Raw genomic sequence first — 17,739 nt, 5'->3', positions numbered from 1 at the left:
TTAAAAATAATTAACATCACATTTACAATGTGAGTCGTATCGCAATCCTGGTATCGTATAGAATAGTGAGCTTAACGTGCGCCTGACAAAAAGCGCACGAACATCAGCCAATGGAGCCCTTCATGTCAAGACGTCTCAGAAGAACCAAGATCGTTACAACCCTCGGCCCGGCTACCGATCGTGATAATAACCTCGAAAAGATTATTGCCGCAGGCGCTAACGTGGTACGACTGAACTTCTCCCACGGCACGCCGGAAGATCATAAACTTCGGGCAGATAAAGTACGTGAAATCGCCGCAAAACTCGGCCGCCATGTGGCGATTCTGGGCGATTTGCAGGGGCCAAAAATTCGCGTATCCACCTTCAAAGAGGGCAAAGTTTTCCTCAATGTGGGGGATAAATTCCTGCTGGATGCCAACCTCAGCAAAGGTGAAGGCGATAAAGAACAAGTGGGCATCGACTATAAAGGTCTGCCTGCGGATGTGGTGCCAGGGGATGTCCTGCTGTTGGATGATGGCCGCGTACAGCTGAAAGTGCTTGAAGTTCAGGGTATGAAAGTGTTCACGGAAGTGACCGTGGGTGGCCCGCTGTCTAATAACAAAGGCATCAACAAACTGGGTGGTGGCTTGTCAGCTGAAGCGCTGACCGAAAAAGATAAAGCCGATATCGTCACCGCAGCCATGATTAACGTCGACTATCTGGCTGTCTCCTTCCCGCGCTGTGGTGAAGACCTCAATTATGCTCGCCGCCTGGCGCGTGATGCAGGCTGCGAGGCAAAAATTGTCGCTAAAGTTGAGCGCGCAGAAGCGGTAGCGACCCAGGAAGCGATGGATGACATCATTCTGGCGTGTGATGTGGTGATGGTGGCGCGTGGCGATCTGGGTGTGGAAATTGGTGACCCGGAACTGGTGGGGATTCAAAAAGCGTTGATCCGCCGCGCTCGTCAACTTAACCGTACCATCATTACCGCAACACAGATGATGGAGTCCATGATCACCAACCCGATGCCAACCCGTGCGGAAGTCATGGACGTGGCGAACGCCGTGCTGGATGGCACCGATGCGGTCATGCTCTCAGCAGAAACCGCAGCGGGTCAGTACCCAGCCGAAACCGTCTCCGCGATGGCGAAAGTGTGCCTGGGTGCAGAAAAAATCCCTAGCGTTAACGTCTCCAAACACCGTCTCGACGTGCAGTTTGATAACGTCGAAGAGGCGATTGCGATGTCGGCCATGTATGCCGCTAACCACCTGCAAGGTGTTACCGCGATTATCACCATGACCGAATCAGGCCGCACACCAATGATGACGTCGCGCATCACCTCTGGCCTGCCGATTTTCGCCATGTCACGTCATGAGCGCACACTCAACCTGACGGCGTTATACCGTGGCGTGACTCCCGTCTATTTTGACAGTGATAATGAGGGTGTAGCCGCCGCCCATGATGCGGTAAACTTGCTGCGTGATAAGGGCTTTTTGGTCTCAGGCGATCTGGTCATTGTGACACAAGGTGACGTAATGGGCGCAACGGGCACCACCAACACCAGCCGGGTGTTGCGCGTCGACTAAGACCACAAGAAGTCACAATCTGTAGTTATGCTTAACGCGACTGCCTTCAGTCGCGTTTTTCTTTTTTATGAGGAGCCTGGATGGCGCAATTTATCCCTGTTAAATCACTCAGCGGCCGTGCGTTGCTGTTCCCTTTAGCGTTGGTGTTGTTCGAATTCGCCACCTATATTGCTCACGACATGATCCAGCCAGGCATGTTGTTGGTGACTGATGAGTTTGCAGTCGGACCGGAATGGGTCTCCACTTCCCTGACGGCCTACCTGATTGGCGGCATTACTTTGCAGTGGCTGCTGGGCCCACTTTCAGACAAATATGGCCGTCGTCCGGTGATGCTGAGCGGCATTCTGTTTTTTATCCTGGCCTGCATTGTCACCAACTGGGTCAGTAACATTGAGCAGTTTGTGGCGCTGCGCTTCTTACAGGGTATCAGCCTGTGTTTTATTGGTGCGGTGGGCTATGCCGCTGTACAAGAAGCCTTTGAAGAGGCGCTGGCGGTGCGCATGATGGCGCTGATGGCAAACGTTGCCCTGCTGGCTCCGCTGGTTGGCCCGCTGGCAGGGGCAGCCTGGCTGACGGTCGGCAGTTGGCGCAGCATGTTCTGGCTGTTTGCCGTGTTGAGTACGCTGGCGCTGGCAATTTTACTGCGCGTGATGCCTGAAACCGCAGGCGATCGCAGCCACTCAGTGGCCCTACCCGCGTTGGGGCGCGCGTATGGCCGCCTGGTGCGCAACCGTCAGGTAATGTATGGATCGGTGGCAATTGGCCTGGTATTTATCCCGATTCTCACCTGGGTTGCTTTGTCTCCCGTGATCCTGATGCGCGATGAAGGCCTGAGCCGTATGACCTATGCCTTGCTGCAATTGCCGGTGTTTCTGGCCATGATTGCCGGCAACCTGACGCTGAGTAAAATGGCAGGTCGCGTACCGATTGAACGCCCAGTGGTGCTCGCCGCGTGGCCGATTTTAGCCGGTTTAACCCTTGCACTTATCGCCAGCCTGTTGAGCAGCCACGGCTACATCCTGATTACGCTCGGGCTGAGCCTGTATGCTTTTGGTGCGGGAATGGTGAATGCGGGCTTGTATCGCCTCACGCTGTATGCCAGCGATCAGGGCAAAGGCAGTATTGCCGCCATGCTAGGGATGGTGAGCTTACTGATTCTGGCAGTAGGGGTGGAGCTGGCAAAAAGCAGTTACTTCACCCTGGGAACCGGGGGCTTCAGCGGGCTTAACTTCGCCAGTGGCGTGCTGTGGTTTGGACTGATTCTGCTGTTTATGCGTGAACACCGCCGCAATAGCCGCGTGACCGCACTCTGATAAGCTCGCGCTGGGCATCAGGCCCAGCGCTTAGCCGTTATTTACGCGGATACAGCTCTTTACGGTCGTAAGGCTCCTGATCCCCCGGTTTACGGGTTTTCAGTAATTTCAGGATCCAGGTGTACTGCTCTGGATTCGGCCGCACAAACACTTCCACTTCTTCGTTCATGCGACGCGCCAACGTCGGGTCATCCGCTTCCAACAGATCATCCATCGGTGGACGCACAAAAATATCCAGCTGATGGGTTTTGCCGTTGTACACCGGGAAGAGTGGAATGACGCGCGCACGGCACACTTTCATCAGACGACCGACCGCTGGCAACGTCGCTTTATAGGTGCCAAAGAAATCGACAAATTCACTGTGCTCTGCGCCGTGGTCCTGATCGGGCAGGTAGTAGCCCCAGTAGCCATGACGTACTGAACTGATAAACGGCTTAATCCCGTCATTACGTGCGTGCATTCGGCCACCGAAGCGACGACGCGCGGTGTTCCAGACGTAGTCCATCAGGGGATCACTCTGGTTATGGAACATCGCCGCCATCATCTGGCCTTCAGAGGCCAGCAACATCGCCGGAATATCCACTGCCCAGCCGTGTGGCACCAGGAAGATCACGTTCTGCCCTTCCGCTTTCATCTGATCGATGATTTCACGTCCGTGCCATTTCACCCGTTGCTTAACGGCTTTCGGGCCACGCAGATAGAGTTCGCCCATCGTGACCATCGCCTGCGGCGCGGTAGCAAACATCTCATCGACAATTTCCGCCCGAGCCTCTTCACTCAGCTCCGGCAGACAGTAATACAGGTTTATCAAGGCACGACGACGCGCACCTTTCGCCAGCTTGCCGGCAAATTTACCCAAACCGGCCAACAAGGGATCGCGCACTTTAACCGGCAAATAAGCCAGTCCGGCTAACGCACCGATCGCCAACCAGTTGCCCCAGTATTTAGGCTTTAGAAAAGAACGCTGAAAAACGGGAATAAATTCGATGTTATCTTTTTTACGGTTATCCATGCAAACGCCTCAAGGAATGACGCGCTAATGATAGTGTCGGCTGATGAATTTGCAATCCATAACCGACGAAACGCAAAAACCGGCGGTAAATACCCCCGGTTTAATCAAAATTGCGCAGTTATCAGTCGGCTTTCAGACCCAGCTGTGGCAACCAGCTTTTCACCTGAGTCAGGTAAGTGCTGCGATCTTTACCCGTCAGACCTTCCATACGCGGCAATTTAGCCGTTAATGGGTTGACTGCCTGGTTATTGATCCACACTTCGAAGTGCAGGTGTGGACCCGTAGAACGACCGGTATTCCCCGAAAGCCCGATACGATCGCCACGTTTCACTTTCTGTCCTGGCTTCACCAGCACTTTGCTGAGATGCATGTAGCGCGTCATGTACTGACGGCCATGACGCAACGCAACGTAATTTCCGGCTGCACCGCCATTCTTCGCCATCAGCACTTCTCCGTCACCCACCGCTAACACCGGTGTGCCAATCGGCACTGCGAAATCCACCCCCCGGTGCGGCGCAATTCTGCCCGTTACCGGATTCAGACGGCGTGGATTAAAGTTCGAGGAGACACGGTATTGACGCACCGTCGGGAAGCGCATAAAGCCTTGCGCCAGACCCGCACCGCTACGGTCGTAATATTTGCCGTCTTCGGCACGGAACGCATAGTAATCTTTACCGGCGCTGCGTAAATGAACCCCAAGCAGTTCACTCTGTGCGCTTTTACCGTCCAGCATCTCGCGTGACATCAGGACGCTGAAGCTGTCACCTACGCGCAGTTTACGGAAATCCATCTGCCACTGCAGGGCTTTAATGACGTTACTGATTTCAGTGCTGGTTAATCCCGCGCTACGCGCACTGCTGGCAAAACTGCCCTGTACCACACCCTGCATCACGCTATTGCGCCATTCACCTTTTTGCAGCGTCTGCTGCATGGTGAATGAACCATTGTCATTGCGGGTGTAGGTGCGGGTTTCGCGGCGGGAGATCTCCCACGTCAGGGATTGCAGGCTACCGTCATCGGTGAGCGACCAGTTAAGCTGCTGGCCTACCTGTAACGTCCCCAGCGCTTTGTCACTGTTGACCAGGGCGTTGATATCGCCAATATCGATACCGTACTGATTCAGCGCGCTGCTGAGGGTATCCCCCGTGGCGACGGTGTATTCGTGCGCATCTGGGCTATCGGCCACATCTTTATCGATTTCATCGGTGGGAACGGCGTCGTCGTCCGGTTCATCCGCATTCTGATCAACCGGTTCGCTCGCCTCAGGCAACAGGGCTTGCAGATCGTTTTTATCTAACGCGATTTGTCTTATCACCGGCGACATCTCCGCCGGATGATAGACAAATGGCCGCCAGACAGCGACGGCCAATGTAACAACAGTTAATGAACCCAGGATTACGCGGTGGGGACGCGGCAAATTATTAAATGCGAGGGCGACAGAGCGGGCTATCTGCTGCACGTTAACTATTTCCTTTATGCTCCATTCAGGCAGCTGACATACTGGCTCGACAGTTGTGAAAGGAATTGCACATAGCTGTCTTTATTTAAGCTGATCGCTGTGCCGAGGGGATCAAGAGTCCCTTTGCGTACGGAAGTACCTCGCGCGACAGCATCGATGACTGCTGGCCTGAATTGTGGCTCAGCAAAGACGCACACCGCCTTTTGCTCAACCAACTGTGTTCGTATTTCATGTAAGCGCTGCGCGCCCGGTTGGATCTCAGGATTCACGGTAAAATGCCCGGTTGGGGAGAGACCGTAATGCTTTTCAAAATACGTGTAAGCGTCGTGAAAAACGAGATATCCTTTACTCTTCACCGGTGCGAGTTGCGCACCAATTTTCTGGTCAGTATCCGCCAGATCCGCCTCAAAGTGTTGCAAGTTGGCGTCAAGTTTGGCTCTGCTTTGCGGCATAAGTTCCAATAATTTCCCATGGATTGCAACCGCCGTTTGACGGGCTATCTCCGGGGACATCCAGAGATGCATATTAAACTCACCATGATGATGGTGAGCATGAGACTTATCCTGATGATCATCGCCACCTGCCGCATGGCTATCTTCATCATGATCGTCATCTTCATCTCCTCTGACCAGCAGAGATTTTACGCCGGGAAGGGCTGCCATTTCGAGGTTTTTTTGCGCCGGTAGAGATGCCGCGGATTGCGTCATAAAGGCTTCCATTTCTGGTCCAACCCACACCACTAAGTCTGCGTTTTTAATACGTTTTATGTCAGACGGACGCAGAGCATAATCGTGCTCTGAAGCGCCATCAGGCAGCAAAACATCCACGGGCGTAACACCATCAGCAATGGCTGCGGCAATAAAGCCTACCGGTTTGATTGAAGCCACAACATCCGCCCGTGCAGGCAGAGCAAATGCAGCAGCTAGCGCTACAGCAGAAAAGGTGCAGATAAAGCGCGATTTAATATGTAACATAATGCGTCATTCCATCGTGTCGGCAGGCGGGGATGTGATATTATAACATTATATTTTTTACGCAACCTGTAAATAATCATGTCACCTTTAGTTACACTCAGAGATGTTTCGGTAAAGTTCGATCAGCGCCAGGTGCTGTCGGGCATTAGCCTTGACCTTTCTCCGGGCCGCATACTCACGCTGCTTGGTCCAAATGGCGCAGGCAAATCAACGCTGGTGCGCCTGGTGTTAGGGCTGCTCAACGCCAGCAGCGGCACCATTCAACGCGAACCCGGTTTGCGCATCGGCTATGTGCCACAGAAACTGCACATCGATCCTACCCTGCCGATTACGGTTGAACGTTTTATGCGTTTATCACGGGGCGTGAAAAAAGCGGCGGTACTGCCTGCTTTGAAACGAGTCCAGGCCGGGCATCTGCTTAATTACCCGTTACAGAAGCTCTCGGGCGGTGAAACCCAGCGCGTGTTACTGGCTCGAGCCTTGCTGAATCAGCCGCAACTGCTGGTGTTAGATGAACCCACGCAGGGTGTGGATGTGAATGGCCAGGTCGCCCTGTATGACCTCATCAATCAGCTGCGCGTTGAACTGAATTGCGCGGTGCTGATGGTGTCCCACGACCTGCATTTAGTGATGGCAAAAACTGACGAAGTTCTGTGCCTCAATCACCATATCTGTTGTTCCGGGACGCCTGAAGTGGTCGCCCAGCATCCAGAATTTACCGCGATGTTTGGCCAGCGTGGTGCCGAACAACTGGCGATCTATCGCCATCATCATAATCATCGTCACGATTTACAGGGACGTATTGTGCTACGCCGTGGACAGGGGCCGTCATGATTGAATTACTGTTACCGGGCTGGTTGGGCGGCGTGATGCTGGCACTGGCCGCAGGCCCGTTAGGCTCGTTCGTGGTCTGGCGTCGTATGTCCTATTTCGGCGATACCCTCGCCCATGCTTCACTGCTTGGCGTAGCTTTTGGCCTGTTGCTTAATGTTAATCCTTACTATGCCGTGATTCTGGTGACGGTGTTTATCGCACTGGGCCTGGTGTGGCTGGAGCGTAAACCGAATCTGGCGATTGATACCCTGCTGGGGATTATGGCGCACAGCGCGCTTTCTCTTGGGCTGGTGGTCGTGAGCCTGATGTCCGGTGTGCGCGTCGATCTGATGGCGTATCTGTTTGGCGACCTGCTGGCAGTGACCCCGCAAGATCTGTGGCTGATGGCGGGCGGCGTTTTGGCTGTGCTGCTGGTGATGCTGTGGCAGTGGCGTTCGCTGCTCTCGATGACCCTCAGCCCGGAGTTGGCGCAGGTGGATGGGGTTAACGTGCAGCGTACTCGCCTGATGCTGATGCTGGTTACGGCGTTGACAATTGGCGTGGCAATGAAGTTTGTCGGTGCGCTGATCATCACCTCGTTGCTGATTATTCCTGCGGCTACCGCTCGCCGTTTTTCACGTTCTCCAGAGCAAATGGCAGGCTTCGCGGTGATTGTCGGCATCCTTGCCGTGAGCGGTGGCTTAACGCTCTCTGCGTTATATGACACACCAGCCGGCCCTTCCGTGGTACTGGCTGCCGCACTGTTGTTCGTGCTCAGCCAGTTACGTAAACCCGCTTCGTGATTCGCGCTTAACTCTCGCGTGTAATCCCGAAATGACGGTAAGCATGCTGTGTGGCCATTCGGCCACGCGGTGTGCGCTGAATGAACCCTTGCTGGATCAGGAAGGGTTCAATCACATCTTCGATGGTTTCCCGCTCTTCACCAATGGCTGCTGCCAGGTTATCCAGGCCCACAGGACCACCGGTAAATTTATCGATGATAGCTAACAGCAGCTTGCGGTCCATGTAATCAAAACCTTCGCTGTCAACATTCAGCAAGTTCAGCGCACTGGTCGCCACTTCCCCGCTCATTTCGCCATCCGCTTTCACTTCTGCGTAATCCCGCACGCGGCGTAACAGTCGATTGGCGATACGTGGTGTACCGCGAGAACGTCGCGCCACTTCCAGCGCGCCTTCATCGCTTAACTCGAGGCCGAGGCAACTGGCGCTGCGACTCACAATATGCTGGAGGTCTTTGACCTGATAAAACTCAAGACGCTGCACAATACCAAAACGGTCACGCAGGGGAGAGGTTAAAGAACCGGCTCGGGTGGTGGCACCAATCAGGGTAAACGGTGGCAAATCGAGTTTGATGGAGCGTGCCGCTGGGCCTTCACCAATCATGATATCCAACTGGTAATCTTCCATCGCCGGGTAGAGCACTTCTTCTACCACCGGAGAAAGACGATGGATCTCATCAATGAACAGCACATCATGAGGTTCGAGGTTAGTCAGCATCGCCGCCAGATCGCCCGCTTTTTCCAGCACCGGGCCAGAGGTGGTGCGTAAATTCACCCCCATTTCATTGGCGACGATGTTGGCCAGAGTCGTTTTCCCTAATCCCGGCGGGCCGAAGATCAGTAAGTGGTCGAGCGCATCGCCACGCAGTTTCGCCGCCTTGATGAAGATTTCCATCTGCTCGCAGACCTGCGGTTGGCCGACATACTCCGTCAGCCGTTTTGGGCGAATGGCGCGGTCAAGGCTCTCTTCTTCGTTAAAAGAAGGTGCAGCGGAAACAAGGCGATCGGCTTCTATCATGACTTACCTCAAATGGCAGCGCGGAGCGCTTCGCGGATCAGGGTTTCACAATCAGCATCTGGCTTACCGATTTTGCTTACCATACGACTGGCTTCCTGCGGTTTATACCCCAGCGCAACCAGTGCCGCAACGGCTTCTGCTTCGGCATCATTGCCTTCAGGTTCTGGCCCCGGCGTGGTGAGGGTGAAGGTAGAATCGCCACCGAACAGATCGCCGTGCATGCCTTTAAAGCGGTCTTTCATCTCAACGACCAGACGTTCAGCGGTTTTCTTACCGACACCAGGCAGTTTGATCAGCACCGCGATCTCTTCTTTCTCCACCGCAGTAACAAACTGCTGTGCAGACATGCCGGAAAGGATTGCCAGCGCCAGCTTTGGCCCAACGCCGTTGACTTTCACCAGCTCGCGGAACAGTGCCCGCTCCTGCTTATTATTGAAGCCAAACAGCAGTTGCGCATCTTCACGCACCACAAACTGGGTAAAAATCACGGCTTCCTGATGGATTTCAGGCAGTTCGTAAAAACAGGTCATCGGCATATGTACTTCGTAGCCAACGCCATTCACTTCTATCAGCACCAGCGGTGGCTGCTTTTCCAGAATTGTACCGCGTAAACGCCCTATCACCTGTTTCTGTCCTTTCTCAATGCATAATGCGCTGTTTATAACATAAAAAAGGCTGGATGAATATCCAGCCTCACCGGTTAGACCGAACGTAGCCTGCCACGGGTTAACGTCAGTTTGCTGTCACTCAAGCGCGCAGCATTCTGGCTGACATGGCAGTGCGTAATCGCGATAGCCAGGGCATCCGCCGCATCCGCCTGCGGATTAGCCGGTAATTTGAGCAGCGAGCGAACCATATGCTGCACCTGGCTTTTCTCTGCGCCACCGGTTCCGGTGACGGTTTGCTTGACCTGACGTGCCGCGTATTCAAACACCGGCAGATCCAAATTGACCGCCGCCACGATCGCCGCACCGCGTGCCTGCCCCAGCTTCAGCGCGGAGTCCGCATTTTTCGCCATAAATACCTGCTCAATGGCAAAATAGTCTGGCGAAAACTGGGTGATGATTTCGGTGACACCGGCATAAATCAGTTTCAGGCGGGAGGGAAGATCGGTCACGTTGGTGCGAATACACCCACTACCAAGATAAGTGAGTTGGCGTCCGGTCTGGCGGATTACGCCATACCCCGTGACGCGGGAGCCGGGGTCAATGCCTAGAATGATCGCCATATCAACTCCCCGTTAAGCGATAACGCAGCGGCACGAGAATGGCCGCTGCGTGCACTGCACTCAGTGATGCGCAAGGCATTACAGAGTTGCCGCCACCTCGTCAGAAATTTCACCGTTATGGTAAACTTCCTGCACGTCATCGCAGTCTTCCAGCATATCGATCAGACGCAGCAGTTTTGGTGCGGTTTCCGCATCCAGATCGGCTTTGGTCGATGGGATCATTGAGACTTCGGCGGTGTCTGCTTTCAGACCACCCGCTTCCAGTGCATCACGCACCTTGCCCAGCTCTTCCCAGGCAGTGAACACATCAATTGCGCCGTCGTCATAAGCGACAACGTCTTCTGCACCGGCTTCCAGCGCTGCGTCCATCACCGCATCTTCATCCAGACCTGGCGCAAAGGAGATCACCCCTTTTTTGCTGAACAGGTAAGATACCGAGCCGTCAGTACCGAGGTTGCCACCGGTTTTGGTGAATGCATGACGCACTTCACCTACGGTACGGTTACGGTTGTCACTCAGGCACTCAATCATGACCGCTGAGCCGCCAGGACCGTAACCTTCATAAATGATGGTTTCCATATTGGAATCATCTTCACCGCCCACACCACGGGCAATCGCACGGTTCATGGTGTCACGCGTCATGTTGTTTGACAGCGCTTTATCCATTGCAGCACGCAGACGCGGGTTAGAGTTCGCATCGCCGCCGCCCAGTTTTGCTGCGGTGACCAGCTCACGGATGATCTTGGTGAAGATCTTACCACGCTTGGCATCCTGCGCCGCTTTACGGTGTTTGGTGTTTGCCCATTTACTATGTCCAGCCATTTCTCTTCTCTCTTGTCTATTGCACGGGGTACTGTGCCCGGTTATTGCTGAGGCGGTTCCACCCGATGGTTCAATGCAGAGGTGCAGTACAGGAGCCTGCACCCGATAAACAAAACGTTCAGTTGGCGGTCAGACCGCCATTCAGACAAACTCTTCAATTGCCTGGCGGTTACTCCAGGACTTGGTTAATGCTGCCGCTTCCGCTGCGCTGAGCCAACGCGCCGCCAGGTGTTCACTGATAGTGACGTCACGCTCGACCGGTAAGGTTAAACGAAACCAGTGTTCGCGATTGTGGGTGACATCCGGCGCGTAGCGATGGCGGTAGTGGGCGAAGATCTCAAACTCAATTTGTTTGTGGCAATCTTCCAGCGCCAGTTGCTCGGCTCTGGCATCAATGCCCGTCTCTTCTAGTACTTCCCGCCATGCGGCTTCAGCGGGTTGTTCACCCGGTTCCAGGCTACCGGTGACCGATTGCCAGAATTCCGCATCATCGCGCCGCTGCAGCATCAGCACCCGGCCGGTATCCTGCGCAGTAATCACGATCAGTACCGATACCGGGTGTTTATAGCCCATTAGTTATTCTCAGGCTTGTCTTTTTTGACGACCTGAATGCCCAGGTCACCCAGCGCTGCCGGATTGGCATAGCTTGGTGCTTCGGTCATCAGGCAGGCGGCCGCGGTGGTTTTCGGGAACGCGATAACATCACGGATGTTGTCGGTGCCGGTCAGCAGCATGGTCAGGCGATCAAGACCAAATGCCAGGCCCGCGTGCGGAGGCGTGCCGTATTTCAGGGCATCTAACAGGAAGCCAAACTTCTCTTGCTGTTCCTGTTCTTCAATACCCAGAATGCTGAACACGGTCTGCTGCATTTTACCATTGTGGATACGGACTGAACCGCCACCCACTTCATAGCCATTGATGACCATGTCGTAAGCATTCGCCACAGCCTGGGTTGGATCCACTTTCAGCTCTTCTGCCGAGAGGTCTTTCGGCGAGGTGAACGGGTGGTGCATAGCCGCCAGGCCGCCTTCATCATCCGCTTCGAACATTGGGAAATCCACTACCCACAGCGGCGCCCAAGCTTTCTCATCGGTAATTTGCAGGTCACGTCCCACTTTCAGGCGCAGTGCACCCAGCGCATCCGCTACCACTTTAGCGCGATCCGCGCCGAAGAAGATCAGGTCGCCATCTTGTGCGCCGGTACGGCTGAGGATGCCTTCAACGATGTCAGCGGTCAGGAATTTTGCAACCGGGCTCTGCACACCTTCAAGGCCGTTGGCACGTTCGTTGACCTTCATCCAGGCCAAACCTTTAGCCCCATAGATCTCAACGAATTTGCCGTATTCATCAATCAGTTTACGCGTCAGGCTGGCACCGCCTGGTACACGCAGCGCAGCAACGCGGCCTTTGGCATCATTCGCCGGGCCCGCGAAGACCTGGAATTCGACGTTTTTCAGCAGGTCAGCCACGTCGACCAGTTCCATTGGGTTACGCAGGTCAGGTTTATCAGAACCGTAACGTTGCATCGCTTGGGCGAAGGTCATCTGCGGGAAGGTGCCGAGATCCACACCTTTTACGTCCAGCCAGAGTTCACGGATCATGCGTTCCATCATTTCACGCACTTGTTCAGCGCTGAGGAAGGAGGTTTCTACGTCGATTTGGGTGAATTCAGGCTGACGGTCAGCGCGCAGGTCTTCATCACGGAAGCATTTCACGATCTGGTAGTAGCGATCAAAGCCCGACATCATCAGCAGCTGTTTGAAAAGCTGTGGTGATTGTGGCAACGCATAGAATTTGCCTTTATGCACACGGCTTGGTACCAGGTAGTCACGCGCACCTTCTGGCGTGGCTTTGGTCAGCATTGGCGTTTCGATGTCGAGGAAGTCGTTGTCATCCATAAAGCGACGAACAAAGCTGGAGATGCGAGCACGGGTTTTCAGGCGCTGAGCCATTTCCGGGCGACGCAGGTCAAGATAGCGATATTTAAGGCGTGCTTCTTCGCTGTTGACCTGGTTGGAGTCCAGCGGCAGGGGCTCAGAGCGGTTGATGATGTTTAGCTCATGGGCGAACACTTCAACATCGCCGGTTGCCATGTCGCTGTTACGGTTTTTTTCGTCGCGAGCACGCACGGTCCCGGTGATCTGGATGCAGAATTCGTTGCGCAGCTCTGAAGCCAGCTTGAAAGCCTGCTCACGGTCGGGATCAAAGAAGACCTGCACGATACCTTCACGGTCGCGCATATCGATAAAGATCAGGCTGCCCAGATCGCGACGACGGTTGACCCAGCCGCAAAGTGTTACCTGTTGACCCACATGTGACAGATTGAGCTGTCCACAATATTCTGTACGCATAACGCTATCCTTTTAACTTCGCCGCTGCTGCCTGGCAACACCAGGCCACGTAACCTGAAGTGATGCTGCTGCAAAAATGGCGCTTAGTATAATTTAAAAAGGCAGGCAGGATAAGTAGAGCGAACAGACTATGCAACTCTGTCGGGTTGAATCGTGGCTTTTCATTTGCTGGTAAGCTGTTAGCGGGCAAAAATCATGCTTTGGGTAGAGGGAATTCTGTTTTGACACTTCGTATTGGTCTGCCGCAATGGCAGCATGCACACTGGAAGCGCTGGGGCATTGAGAGCCTGGCGGACTATGCGCGCTATTTTCAGTGCGTGGAGGGCAATACTACGCTGTATGCATTGCCAGATGCCGCCACGGTTCAGCGCTGGAAGGCGATGACCCATGACGATTTCCGGTTTTGTTTTAAGTTTCCTTCTGCGATTAGCCATCAGGCTGCGCTGCGTCAGTGTGACGATGAGGTTGATGCGTTTTTTCGTCTGCTTGATCCACTTTCTGCACGTATCGGCCAATACTGGTTGCAGTTACCTGCGTCATTTTCCCCGGCCCAGTTGGCGGACCTGTGGCGTTTTCTCGACGCGTTGCCTAAGTGTTTCCACTACGGTGTTGAAGTCCGCCACGCGGCCTTTTTTGCTAAAGGTGAAGCCGAGCAGGCGCTGAATCGGGGTTTGCATCAGCGTGGCGTGAACCGGGTGATTCTCGATAGCCGTGCGGTACATGCTTCGCTTTCCACTTCTCCCGCCGCCATTGAAGCGCGAAGTAAGAAACCGCGTGTGCCCCCTCACGCTATCCGTACGGCGACACAACCGATGGTGCGGTTTATCGCCAGTGATAGCGTAGAGGAGAGTGTGCCACTGTTTGCTATCTGGCTGGAAAAATTGCGTCAGTGGCAGCCGGAAAGCGACCCGATGGTGTTTTTGCATACGCCCGATATGGGTCAGGTGTTTCCGTTGGTGCAGGCGCTGTGGCCTCAGTTGCAGCAGTTGGATGCCACCATCGGCAGCGGACCAGACTGGCCACAGCAAGCCGCGCTGTTTTAGGTCGCGTTATCCTTCCTCAAGTTGGTTTCTGATTCTCTTCAGGATGTTGTGCGGGCCGGTGAGCACAATCTGGCCCGTTTGGTTTTCAATGTAGATACGCTGTGATTTGAATTTCATGCGTTTATGAAGAGGCACATCATAGTAACCGGCACTGGTGGCGTGATATTTCGCTTTGGTGAGTAAAGCGTTGAGCTGGTCAGGCGTGACGTCGTCCGGTAGCGTGAGGCGCGCAATGCAGGTGAGCCAAAACGTGGCTGCCAGTCCACAGATGCACCCCACAATACCGTCATGAATGTTGCCATGTGCCCACAGCGGCAGCACCCATCGGATGATGCTGATATAGAGTGCTAATATCGCCAGATTGAAGTAGATTCGGTAGCTGTCACGCCGCCACTGTTCCAGCAGGTTTAACCGCTGAAGTTTTCCCTTAATGAGCATAATTTTTTCATCCTTGAAATGAAGCTTATTCCTGATTTACTTGAGCGGTAGTCTTACGCGCTCAGCTCTGGAACGTCAACGTCAACGTCAACGTCAACGTCAACGTCTAAACCATCGTCTGATAGATCGAGATACCTCGGCCTGTCAGGGCAATCGGGCTGCGACGTGGCTCGCTCCGATTACCCTGCCCTCCGAAATCCATACGGTTGTTTTGCCTGAACATAGGCTGCCTGGAAGTTAAGCACTGAAACTCACCAAGGGCTGGGGCTGCTAACAGCCGCACTGCTGCTTCTGGGAAGATGATGGGGGGTATGACAGCAAATGCCTCTGGCACATGGATGTGCCAGCGGATCGCAGGATGCATGTTCCTTTGCAGTCATACCCCCCATTGTCTGACCTGCCACCTGAATCTACAGCGGCTTCTCAACACACCGCTAAGAGATGCAGCGCGCGCGCATTTCTGCCAAAATAGCGCCTTTGATGTCGATTCTTCGGATTTTTCGCTATGCCTGACCGCGATACCCTATTCTCCGCACCCATTGCCAAACTGGGTGACTGGACCTTTGATGAGCGCGTGGCTGAAGTCTTCCCTGACATGATTCAGCGCTCCGTACCTGGCTACTCCAACATCATCTCGATGATTGGCATGTTGGCAGAACGTTTTGTTCAACCAGACAGCCAGGTTTATGACCTCGGATGCTCACTCGGTGCGGCAACGCTCTCAGTGCGCCGCAACATCCATGTGCCGGGTTGTACCATTATCGCCATTGATAACTCCCCCGCGATGGTCGAGCGCTGCCGCCGCCATCTTGATGCCTTCCGGGGTGAAACACCGGTCAACGTCATGGAAGCGGATATTCGCGATGTCGAAATCGAAAATGCTTCGCTGGTGGTACTCAACTTCACCCTGCAATTCCTCGACCCCGAAGCACGGTTGAAACTGCTGGAAAAAATCTGGCGCGGACTGAATCCGGGTGGCGCTTTGGTGCTGTCAGAGAAGTTCAGCTTTGAAGACGCCGAAGTCGGTGAGCTGCTGTTCAACATGCATCACGACTTCAAACGTGCCAACGGCTACAGCGAACTGGAAATCAGCCAGAAGCGCAGCATGCTGGAAAACGTCATGCTGACGGACAGCGTTGAAGCACATAAAGCACGCCTGAAAACCGCTGGCTTCTCCCATGCTGAACTGTGGTTCCAGTGCTTCAACTTTGGTTCTCTGGTGGCGCTGAAATGATTGATTTTGGCCGCTTCTATCAGCAAATTGCCACCGGCCCCCTGGCCAGTTGGCTAGAAACCTTACCAGCGCAGGTCGCCACCTGGCAGCGTGAAAACCTTCATGGGCACTTCCGCAACTGGGAAAAGTCAGTTGAACACTTGCCCCAACTGGCCCCGCAGCATCTCGACCTGGTGGATAGCGTCAGCGCACAACATGATGAACTGAGCGATCGCCAGCGACAAGGCATTGAAAAACTCCTGCGCAACCTCATGCCATGGCGCAAAGGGCCTTACTCACTGTATGGCACCGAAATCGACACGGAATGGCGATCGGACTGGAAGTGGGAACGCGTACTGCCGCACATCTCACCGCTGGCTGGCCGCACTATTCTGGACGTCGGTTGTGGCAGCGGTTATCACATGTGGCGTATGGTTGGGGCTGGCGCGCGCTTAGTGGTCGGCATTGACCCCATGCAGCTCTTTTTGTGCCAGTTTGAAGCCGTGCGTAAACTGCTGAACGACGATCGTCGTGCTCACCTCCTGCCGCTAGGGATCGAACAGCTCCCTACTTTGCAGGCCTTTGATACCGTCTTCTCAATGGGCGTGTTATATCACCGCCGTTCACCGTTGGATCACCTGCTACAGCTAAAAAATCAGCTGGTCAGCGGAGGCGAACTGGTGTTGGAAACGCTGGTCATTGAAGGTGATGAGAATCAGGTACTGGTACCAGGCGAACGTTACGCACAAATGCGCAACGTCTACTATATCCCTTCGGCGGCAGCACTCAAAAGCTGGCTGGAAAAATGTGGTTTTGAAGACGTTCGCATCGCCGATTATGCCGTCACTTCCACCGAAGAGCAGCGCCGAACCGCCTGGATGACCAGCGAATCACTGGCTGAATTCCTCGACCCGAACGACAGCAGCAAAACGGTAGAAGGTTATCCGGCACCGCTGCGCGCCGTGCTCGTGGCGCGCAAACCGTAAGATTAGTGGCGTGACAGTGCCAGTCGCGCCGCAAAGCCGATAAACACCACACCGGTCAGTCGGTCCATCACTTTCTGGACGGCTGGCCGACGTAAATGCGCGGAAAAGTAATGGCTACCGCCAATCAACACGGCGTTCCACACCAGGCCAATCGCCATATGTGCCAGTGCCATCAAAAAACACCACAGGGGCACTGAGGCACCAGCCGGAATAAACTGTGGCAAAAAGGTCACGTAAAACACACCCACTTTCGGATTAAGCATGTTGCCGAGCAATCCGCGGCTAAAACAGGCAAACATCCCTTGCTGGGCCGGCGTTTCTACCGCCACTTCTGCCACCGCTTCCGGTTTCTTCAGCAACAAACGCAAGCCCAGATACAACAAATAGGCAGCACCGACCCATTTCAGCGTGGCATAAGCCACTTCCGAGGCCAGCAACAGCGCGCCCAGGCCAAAACCTACGGCAACACCCCAGGCCAGACAGCCAGTAGTGACACCTAATGCCGTTGCCGCCGCACGGCGCGATCCCTGAGCAGCCGCAGAGCGCAGCACCAGAGCGGTATCAAAACCTGGGGTTAACGTCAGAATGGTGATCGCAAACAGAAAAGAGAGCCACAGCGTCGTCATTTACATCTCCTTATTGAACAGCCGTCAGTGTACCCAGGTTTAGCAGCCGAGTCCTGTTGACAGCGAGTTCGTTGTTCA

General features: G+C 54.4%; 18 protein-coding genes. 7 read left to right on the top strand and 11 right to left on the bottom strand.

The window, feature by feature from the left end; genetic code table 11:
* Positions 1-122 precede the first annotated feature (122 nt).
* Positions 123-1,565: a pyruvate kinase gene (gene pyk, locus F3J40_RS09075; protein ID WP_167013931.1), complete on the top strand. Its 1,443-nt coding sequence runs from the start codon at positions 123-125 to the stop codon at positions 1,563-1,565.
* A gap of 80 nt (positions 1,566-1,645) precedes the next feature.
* Positions 1,646-2,878 (top strand): MFS transporter, encoded by a 1,233-nt coding sequence (locus tag F3J40_RS09070; protein ID WP_167013928.1) that lies wholly within the window; start codon positions 1,646-1,648, stop codon positions 2,876-2,878.
* A gap of 37 nt (positions 2,879-2,915) precedes the next feature.
* Here the strand turns inward: F3J40_RS09070 and lpxM are convergent, their stop codons facing one another.
* From lpxM to znuA, 3 genes are all read right to left on the bottom strand, one after another.
* Complete coding sequence (gene lpxM / locus F3J40_RS09065; RefSeq protein ID WP_167013926.1) at positions 2,916-3,890, bottom strand: lauroyl-Kdo(2)-lipid IV(A) myristoyltransferase; 975 nt, start codon at positions 3,888-3,890, stop codon at positions 2,916-2,918.
* Positions 3,891-4,011: 121 nt separating this feature from the next.
* Positions 4,012-5,349, bottom strand: coding sequence for a murein DD-endopeptidase MepM (gene mepM / locus F3J40_RS09060; RefSeq protein WP_167013924.1), 1,338 nt, complete (start codon positions 5,347-5,349; stop codon positions 4,012-4,014).
* 14 nt (positions 5,350-5,363) lie between these two features.
* Positions 5,364-6,323: a zinc ABC transporter substrate-binding protein ZnuA gene (znuA, locus tag F3J40_RS09055; protein WP_167013922.1), complete on the bottom strand. Its 960-nt coding sequence runs from the start codon at positions 6,321-6,323 to the stop codon at positions 5,364-5,366.
* Positions 6,324-6,401: 78 nt separating this feature from the next.
* Here znuA and znuC point away from each other — a divergent pair, with 78 nt between their 5' ends.
* Together znuC and znuB are read left to right on the top strand one after the other, a co-directional pair.
* On the top strand, positions 6,402-7,157 hold the full coding sequence (znuC, locus tag F3J40_RS09050) for a zinc ABC transporter ATP-binding protein ZnuC (protein WP_167013920.1): 756 nt from the start codon (positions 6,402-6,404) through the stop codon (positions 7,155-7,157).
* A complete protein-coding gene (znuB, locus tag F3J40_RS09045; protein WP_017346518.1) occupies positions 7,154-7,939 on the top strand; it encodes a zinc ABC transporter permease subunit ZnuB in 786 nt (261 codons plus the stop codon). The genes znuC and znuB overlap by 4 nt, the downstream gene beginning before the upstream one ends.
* A 7-nt stretch (positions 7,940-7,946) precedes the next feature.
* Here the strand turns inward: znuB and ruvB are convergent, their stop codons facing one another.
* The 6 genes from ruvB to aspS all read right to left on the bottom strand — a co-directional run bounded on the left by ruvB (position 7,947) and on the right by aspS (position 13,355).
* Positions 7,947-8,954 (bottom strand): Holliday junction branch migration DNA helicase RuvB, encoded by a 1,008-nt coding sequence (gene ruvB, locus F3J40_RS09040; protein ID WP_167013918.1) that lies wholly within the window; start codon positions 8,952-8,954, stop codon positions 7,947-7,949.
* 8 nt (positions 8,955-8,962) lie between these two features.
* A complete protein-coding gene (gene ruvA / locus F3J40_RS09035) occupies positions 8,963-9,577 on the bottom strand; it encodes a Holliday junction branch migration protein RuvA (protein WP_017346520.1) in 615 nt (204 codons plus the stop codon).
* 77 nt (positions 9,578-9,654) lie between these two features.
* Complete coding sequence (ruvC, locus tag F3J40_RS09030) at positions 9,655-10,182, bottom strand: crossover junction endodeoxyribonuclease RuvC (protein WP_167013916.1); 528 nt, start codon at positions 10,180-10,182, stop codon at positions 9,655-9,657.
* A gap of 78 nt (positions 10,183-10,260) precedes the next feature.
* Entirely contained in the window at positions 10,261-11,004 is a 744-nt protein-coding gene (locus F3J40_RS09025; RefSeq protein WP_017346522.1) for a YebC/PmpR family DNA-binding transcriptional regulator, read from the bottom strand.
* A gap of 141 nt (positions 11,005-11,145) precedes the next feature.
* Positions 11,146-11,577: a dihydroneopterin triphosphate diphosphatase gene (gene nudB / locus F3J40_RS09020; RefSeq protein ID WP_017346523.1), complete on the bottom strand. Its 432-nt coding sequence runs from the start codon at positions 11,575-11,577 to the stop codon at positions 11,146-11,148.
* Positions 11,577-13,355: an aspartate--tRNA ligase gene (gene aspS / locus F3J40_RS09015; protein WP_167013914.1), complete on the bottom strand. Its 1,779-nt coding sequence runs from the start codon at positions 13,353-13,355 to the stop codon at positions 11,577-11,579. The genes nudB and aspS overlap by 1 nt, the downstream gene beginning before the upstream one ends.
* 221 nt (positions 13,356-13,576) lie before the next feature.
* Here aspS and F3J40_RS09010 point away from each other — a divergent pair, with 221 nt between their 5' ends.
* Positions 13,577-14,398 carry a DUF72 domain-containing protein gene (locus tag F3J40_RS09010; RefSeq protein WP_167013912.1) on the top strand — a complete coding sequence of 274 codons (822 nt, stop codon included), beginning with the start codon at positions 13,577-13,579 and terminating at the stop codon, positions 14,396-14,398.
* A 6-nt stretch (positions 14,399-14,404) separates the two neighbouring features.
* On the opposite strand, the gene F3J40_RS09005 is transcribed toward F3J40_RS09010, so the two are convergent.
* Complete coding sequence (locus F3J40_RS09005) at positions 14,405-14,836, bottom strand: hypothetical protein (protein ID WP_167013911.1); 432 nt, start codon at positions 14,834-14,836, stop codon at positions 14,405-14,407.
* Between the two features lie 505 nt (positions 14,837-15,341).
* Here F3J40_RS09005 and cmoA point away from each other — a divergent pair.
* Both cmoA and cmoB read left to right on the top strand, forming a co-directional pair.
* On the top strand, positions 15,342-16,070 hold the full coding sequence (cmoA, locus tag F3J40_RS09000; RefSeq protein WP_017346527.1) for a carboxy-S-adenosyl-L-methionine synthase CmoA: 729 nt from the start codon (positions 15,342-15,344) through the stop codon (positions 16,068-16,070).
* Positions 16,067-17,035, top strand: a complete 969-nt coding sequence (gene cmoB, locus F3J40_RS08995) for a tRNA 5-methoxyuridine(34)/uridine 5-oxyacetic acid(34) synthase CmoB (protein WP_167013909.1) — start codon at positions 16,067-16,069, stop codon at positions 17,033-17,035. The genes cmoA and cmoB overlap by 4 nt, the downstream gene beginning before the upstream one ends.
* 2 nt (positions 17,036-17,037) lie before the next feature.
* On the opposite strand, the gene F3J40_RS08990 is transcribed toward cmoB, so the two are convergent.
* Positions 17,038-17,661: a LysE family translocator gene (locus F3J40_RS08990; protein ID WP_167013907.1), complete on the bottom strand. Its 624-nt coding sequence runs from the start codon at positions 17,659-17,661 to the stop codon at positions 17,038-17,040.
* Positions 17,662-17,739 lie beyond the last annotated feature (78 nt).

The sequence above is a fragment of the Candidatus Pantoea multigeneris genome, from assembly GCF_011752615.1.
Classification (GTDB): Bacteria; Pseudomonadota; Gammaproteobacteria; order Enterobacterales; family Enterobacteriaceae; genus Pantoea; species Pantoea multigeneris.
Note: the sequence above shows the minus strand (reverse complement) of the source record. Positions and strands in the feature narration are given on the sequence as shown.

Bases quoted from the DNA above. Each gene is read 5' to 3' on its own strand.
- nudB (WP_017346523.1), bottom strand. From the start codon at position 11,577: ATGGGCTATAAACACCCGGTATCGGTACTGATCGTGATTACTGCGCAG.
- ruvB (WP_167013918.1), bottom strand. From the start codon at position 8,954: ATGATAGAAGCCGATCGCCTTGTTTCCGCTGCACCTTCTTTTAACGAA.
- F3J40_RS09025 (WP_017346522.1), bottom strand. From the start codon at position 11,004: ATGGCTGGACATAGTAAATGGGCAAACACCAAACACCGTAAAGCGGCG.
- F3J40_RS08990 (WP_167013907.1), bottom strand. From the start codon at position 17,661: ATGACGACGCTGTGGCTCTCTTTTCTGTTTGCGATCACCATTCTGACG.
- ruvC (WP_167013916.1), bottom strand. From the start codon at position 10,182: ATGGCGATCATTCTAGGCATTGACCCCGGCTCCCGCGTCACGGGGTAT.
- F3J40_RS09005 (WP_167013911.1), bottom strand. From the start codon at position 14,836: ATGCTCATTAAGGGAAAACTTCAGCGGTTAAACCTGCTGGAACAGTGG.
- znuB (WP_017346518.1), top strand. From the start codon at position 7,154: ATGATTGAATTACTGTTACCGGGCTGGTTGGGCGGCGTGATGCTGGCA.
- cmoB (WP_167013909.1), top strand. From the start codon at position 16,067: ATGATTGATTTTGGCCGCTTCTATCAGCAAATTGCCACCGGCCCCCTG.
- aspS (WP_167013914.1), bottom strand. From the start codon at position 13,355: ATGCGTACAGAATATTGTGGACAGCTCAATCTGTCACATGTGGGTCAA.
- znuA (WP_167013922.1), bottom strand. From the start codon at position 6,323: ATGTTACATATTAAATCGCGCTTTATCTGCACCTTTTCTGCTGTAGCG.
- F3J40_RS09070 (WP_167013928.1), top strand. From the start codon at position 1,646: ATGGCGCAATTTATCCCTGTTAAATCACTCAGCGGCCGTGCGTTGCTG.
- pyk (WP_167013931.1), top strand. From the start codon at position 123: ATGTCAAGACGTCTCAGAAGAACCAAGATCGTTACAACCCTCGGCCCG.
- cmoA (WP_017346527.1), top strand. From the start codon at position 15,342: ATGCCTGACCGCGATACCCTATTCTCCGCACCCATTGCCAAACTGGGT.
- znuC (WP_167013920.1), top strand. From the start codon at position 6,402: ATGTCACCTTTAGTTACACTCAGAGATGTTTCGGTAAAGTTCGATCAG.
- lpxM (WP_167013926.1), bottom strand. From the start codon at position 3,890: ATGGATAACCGTAAAAAAGATAACATCGAATTTATTCCCGTTTTTCAG.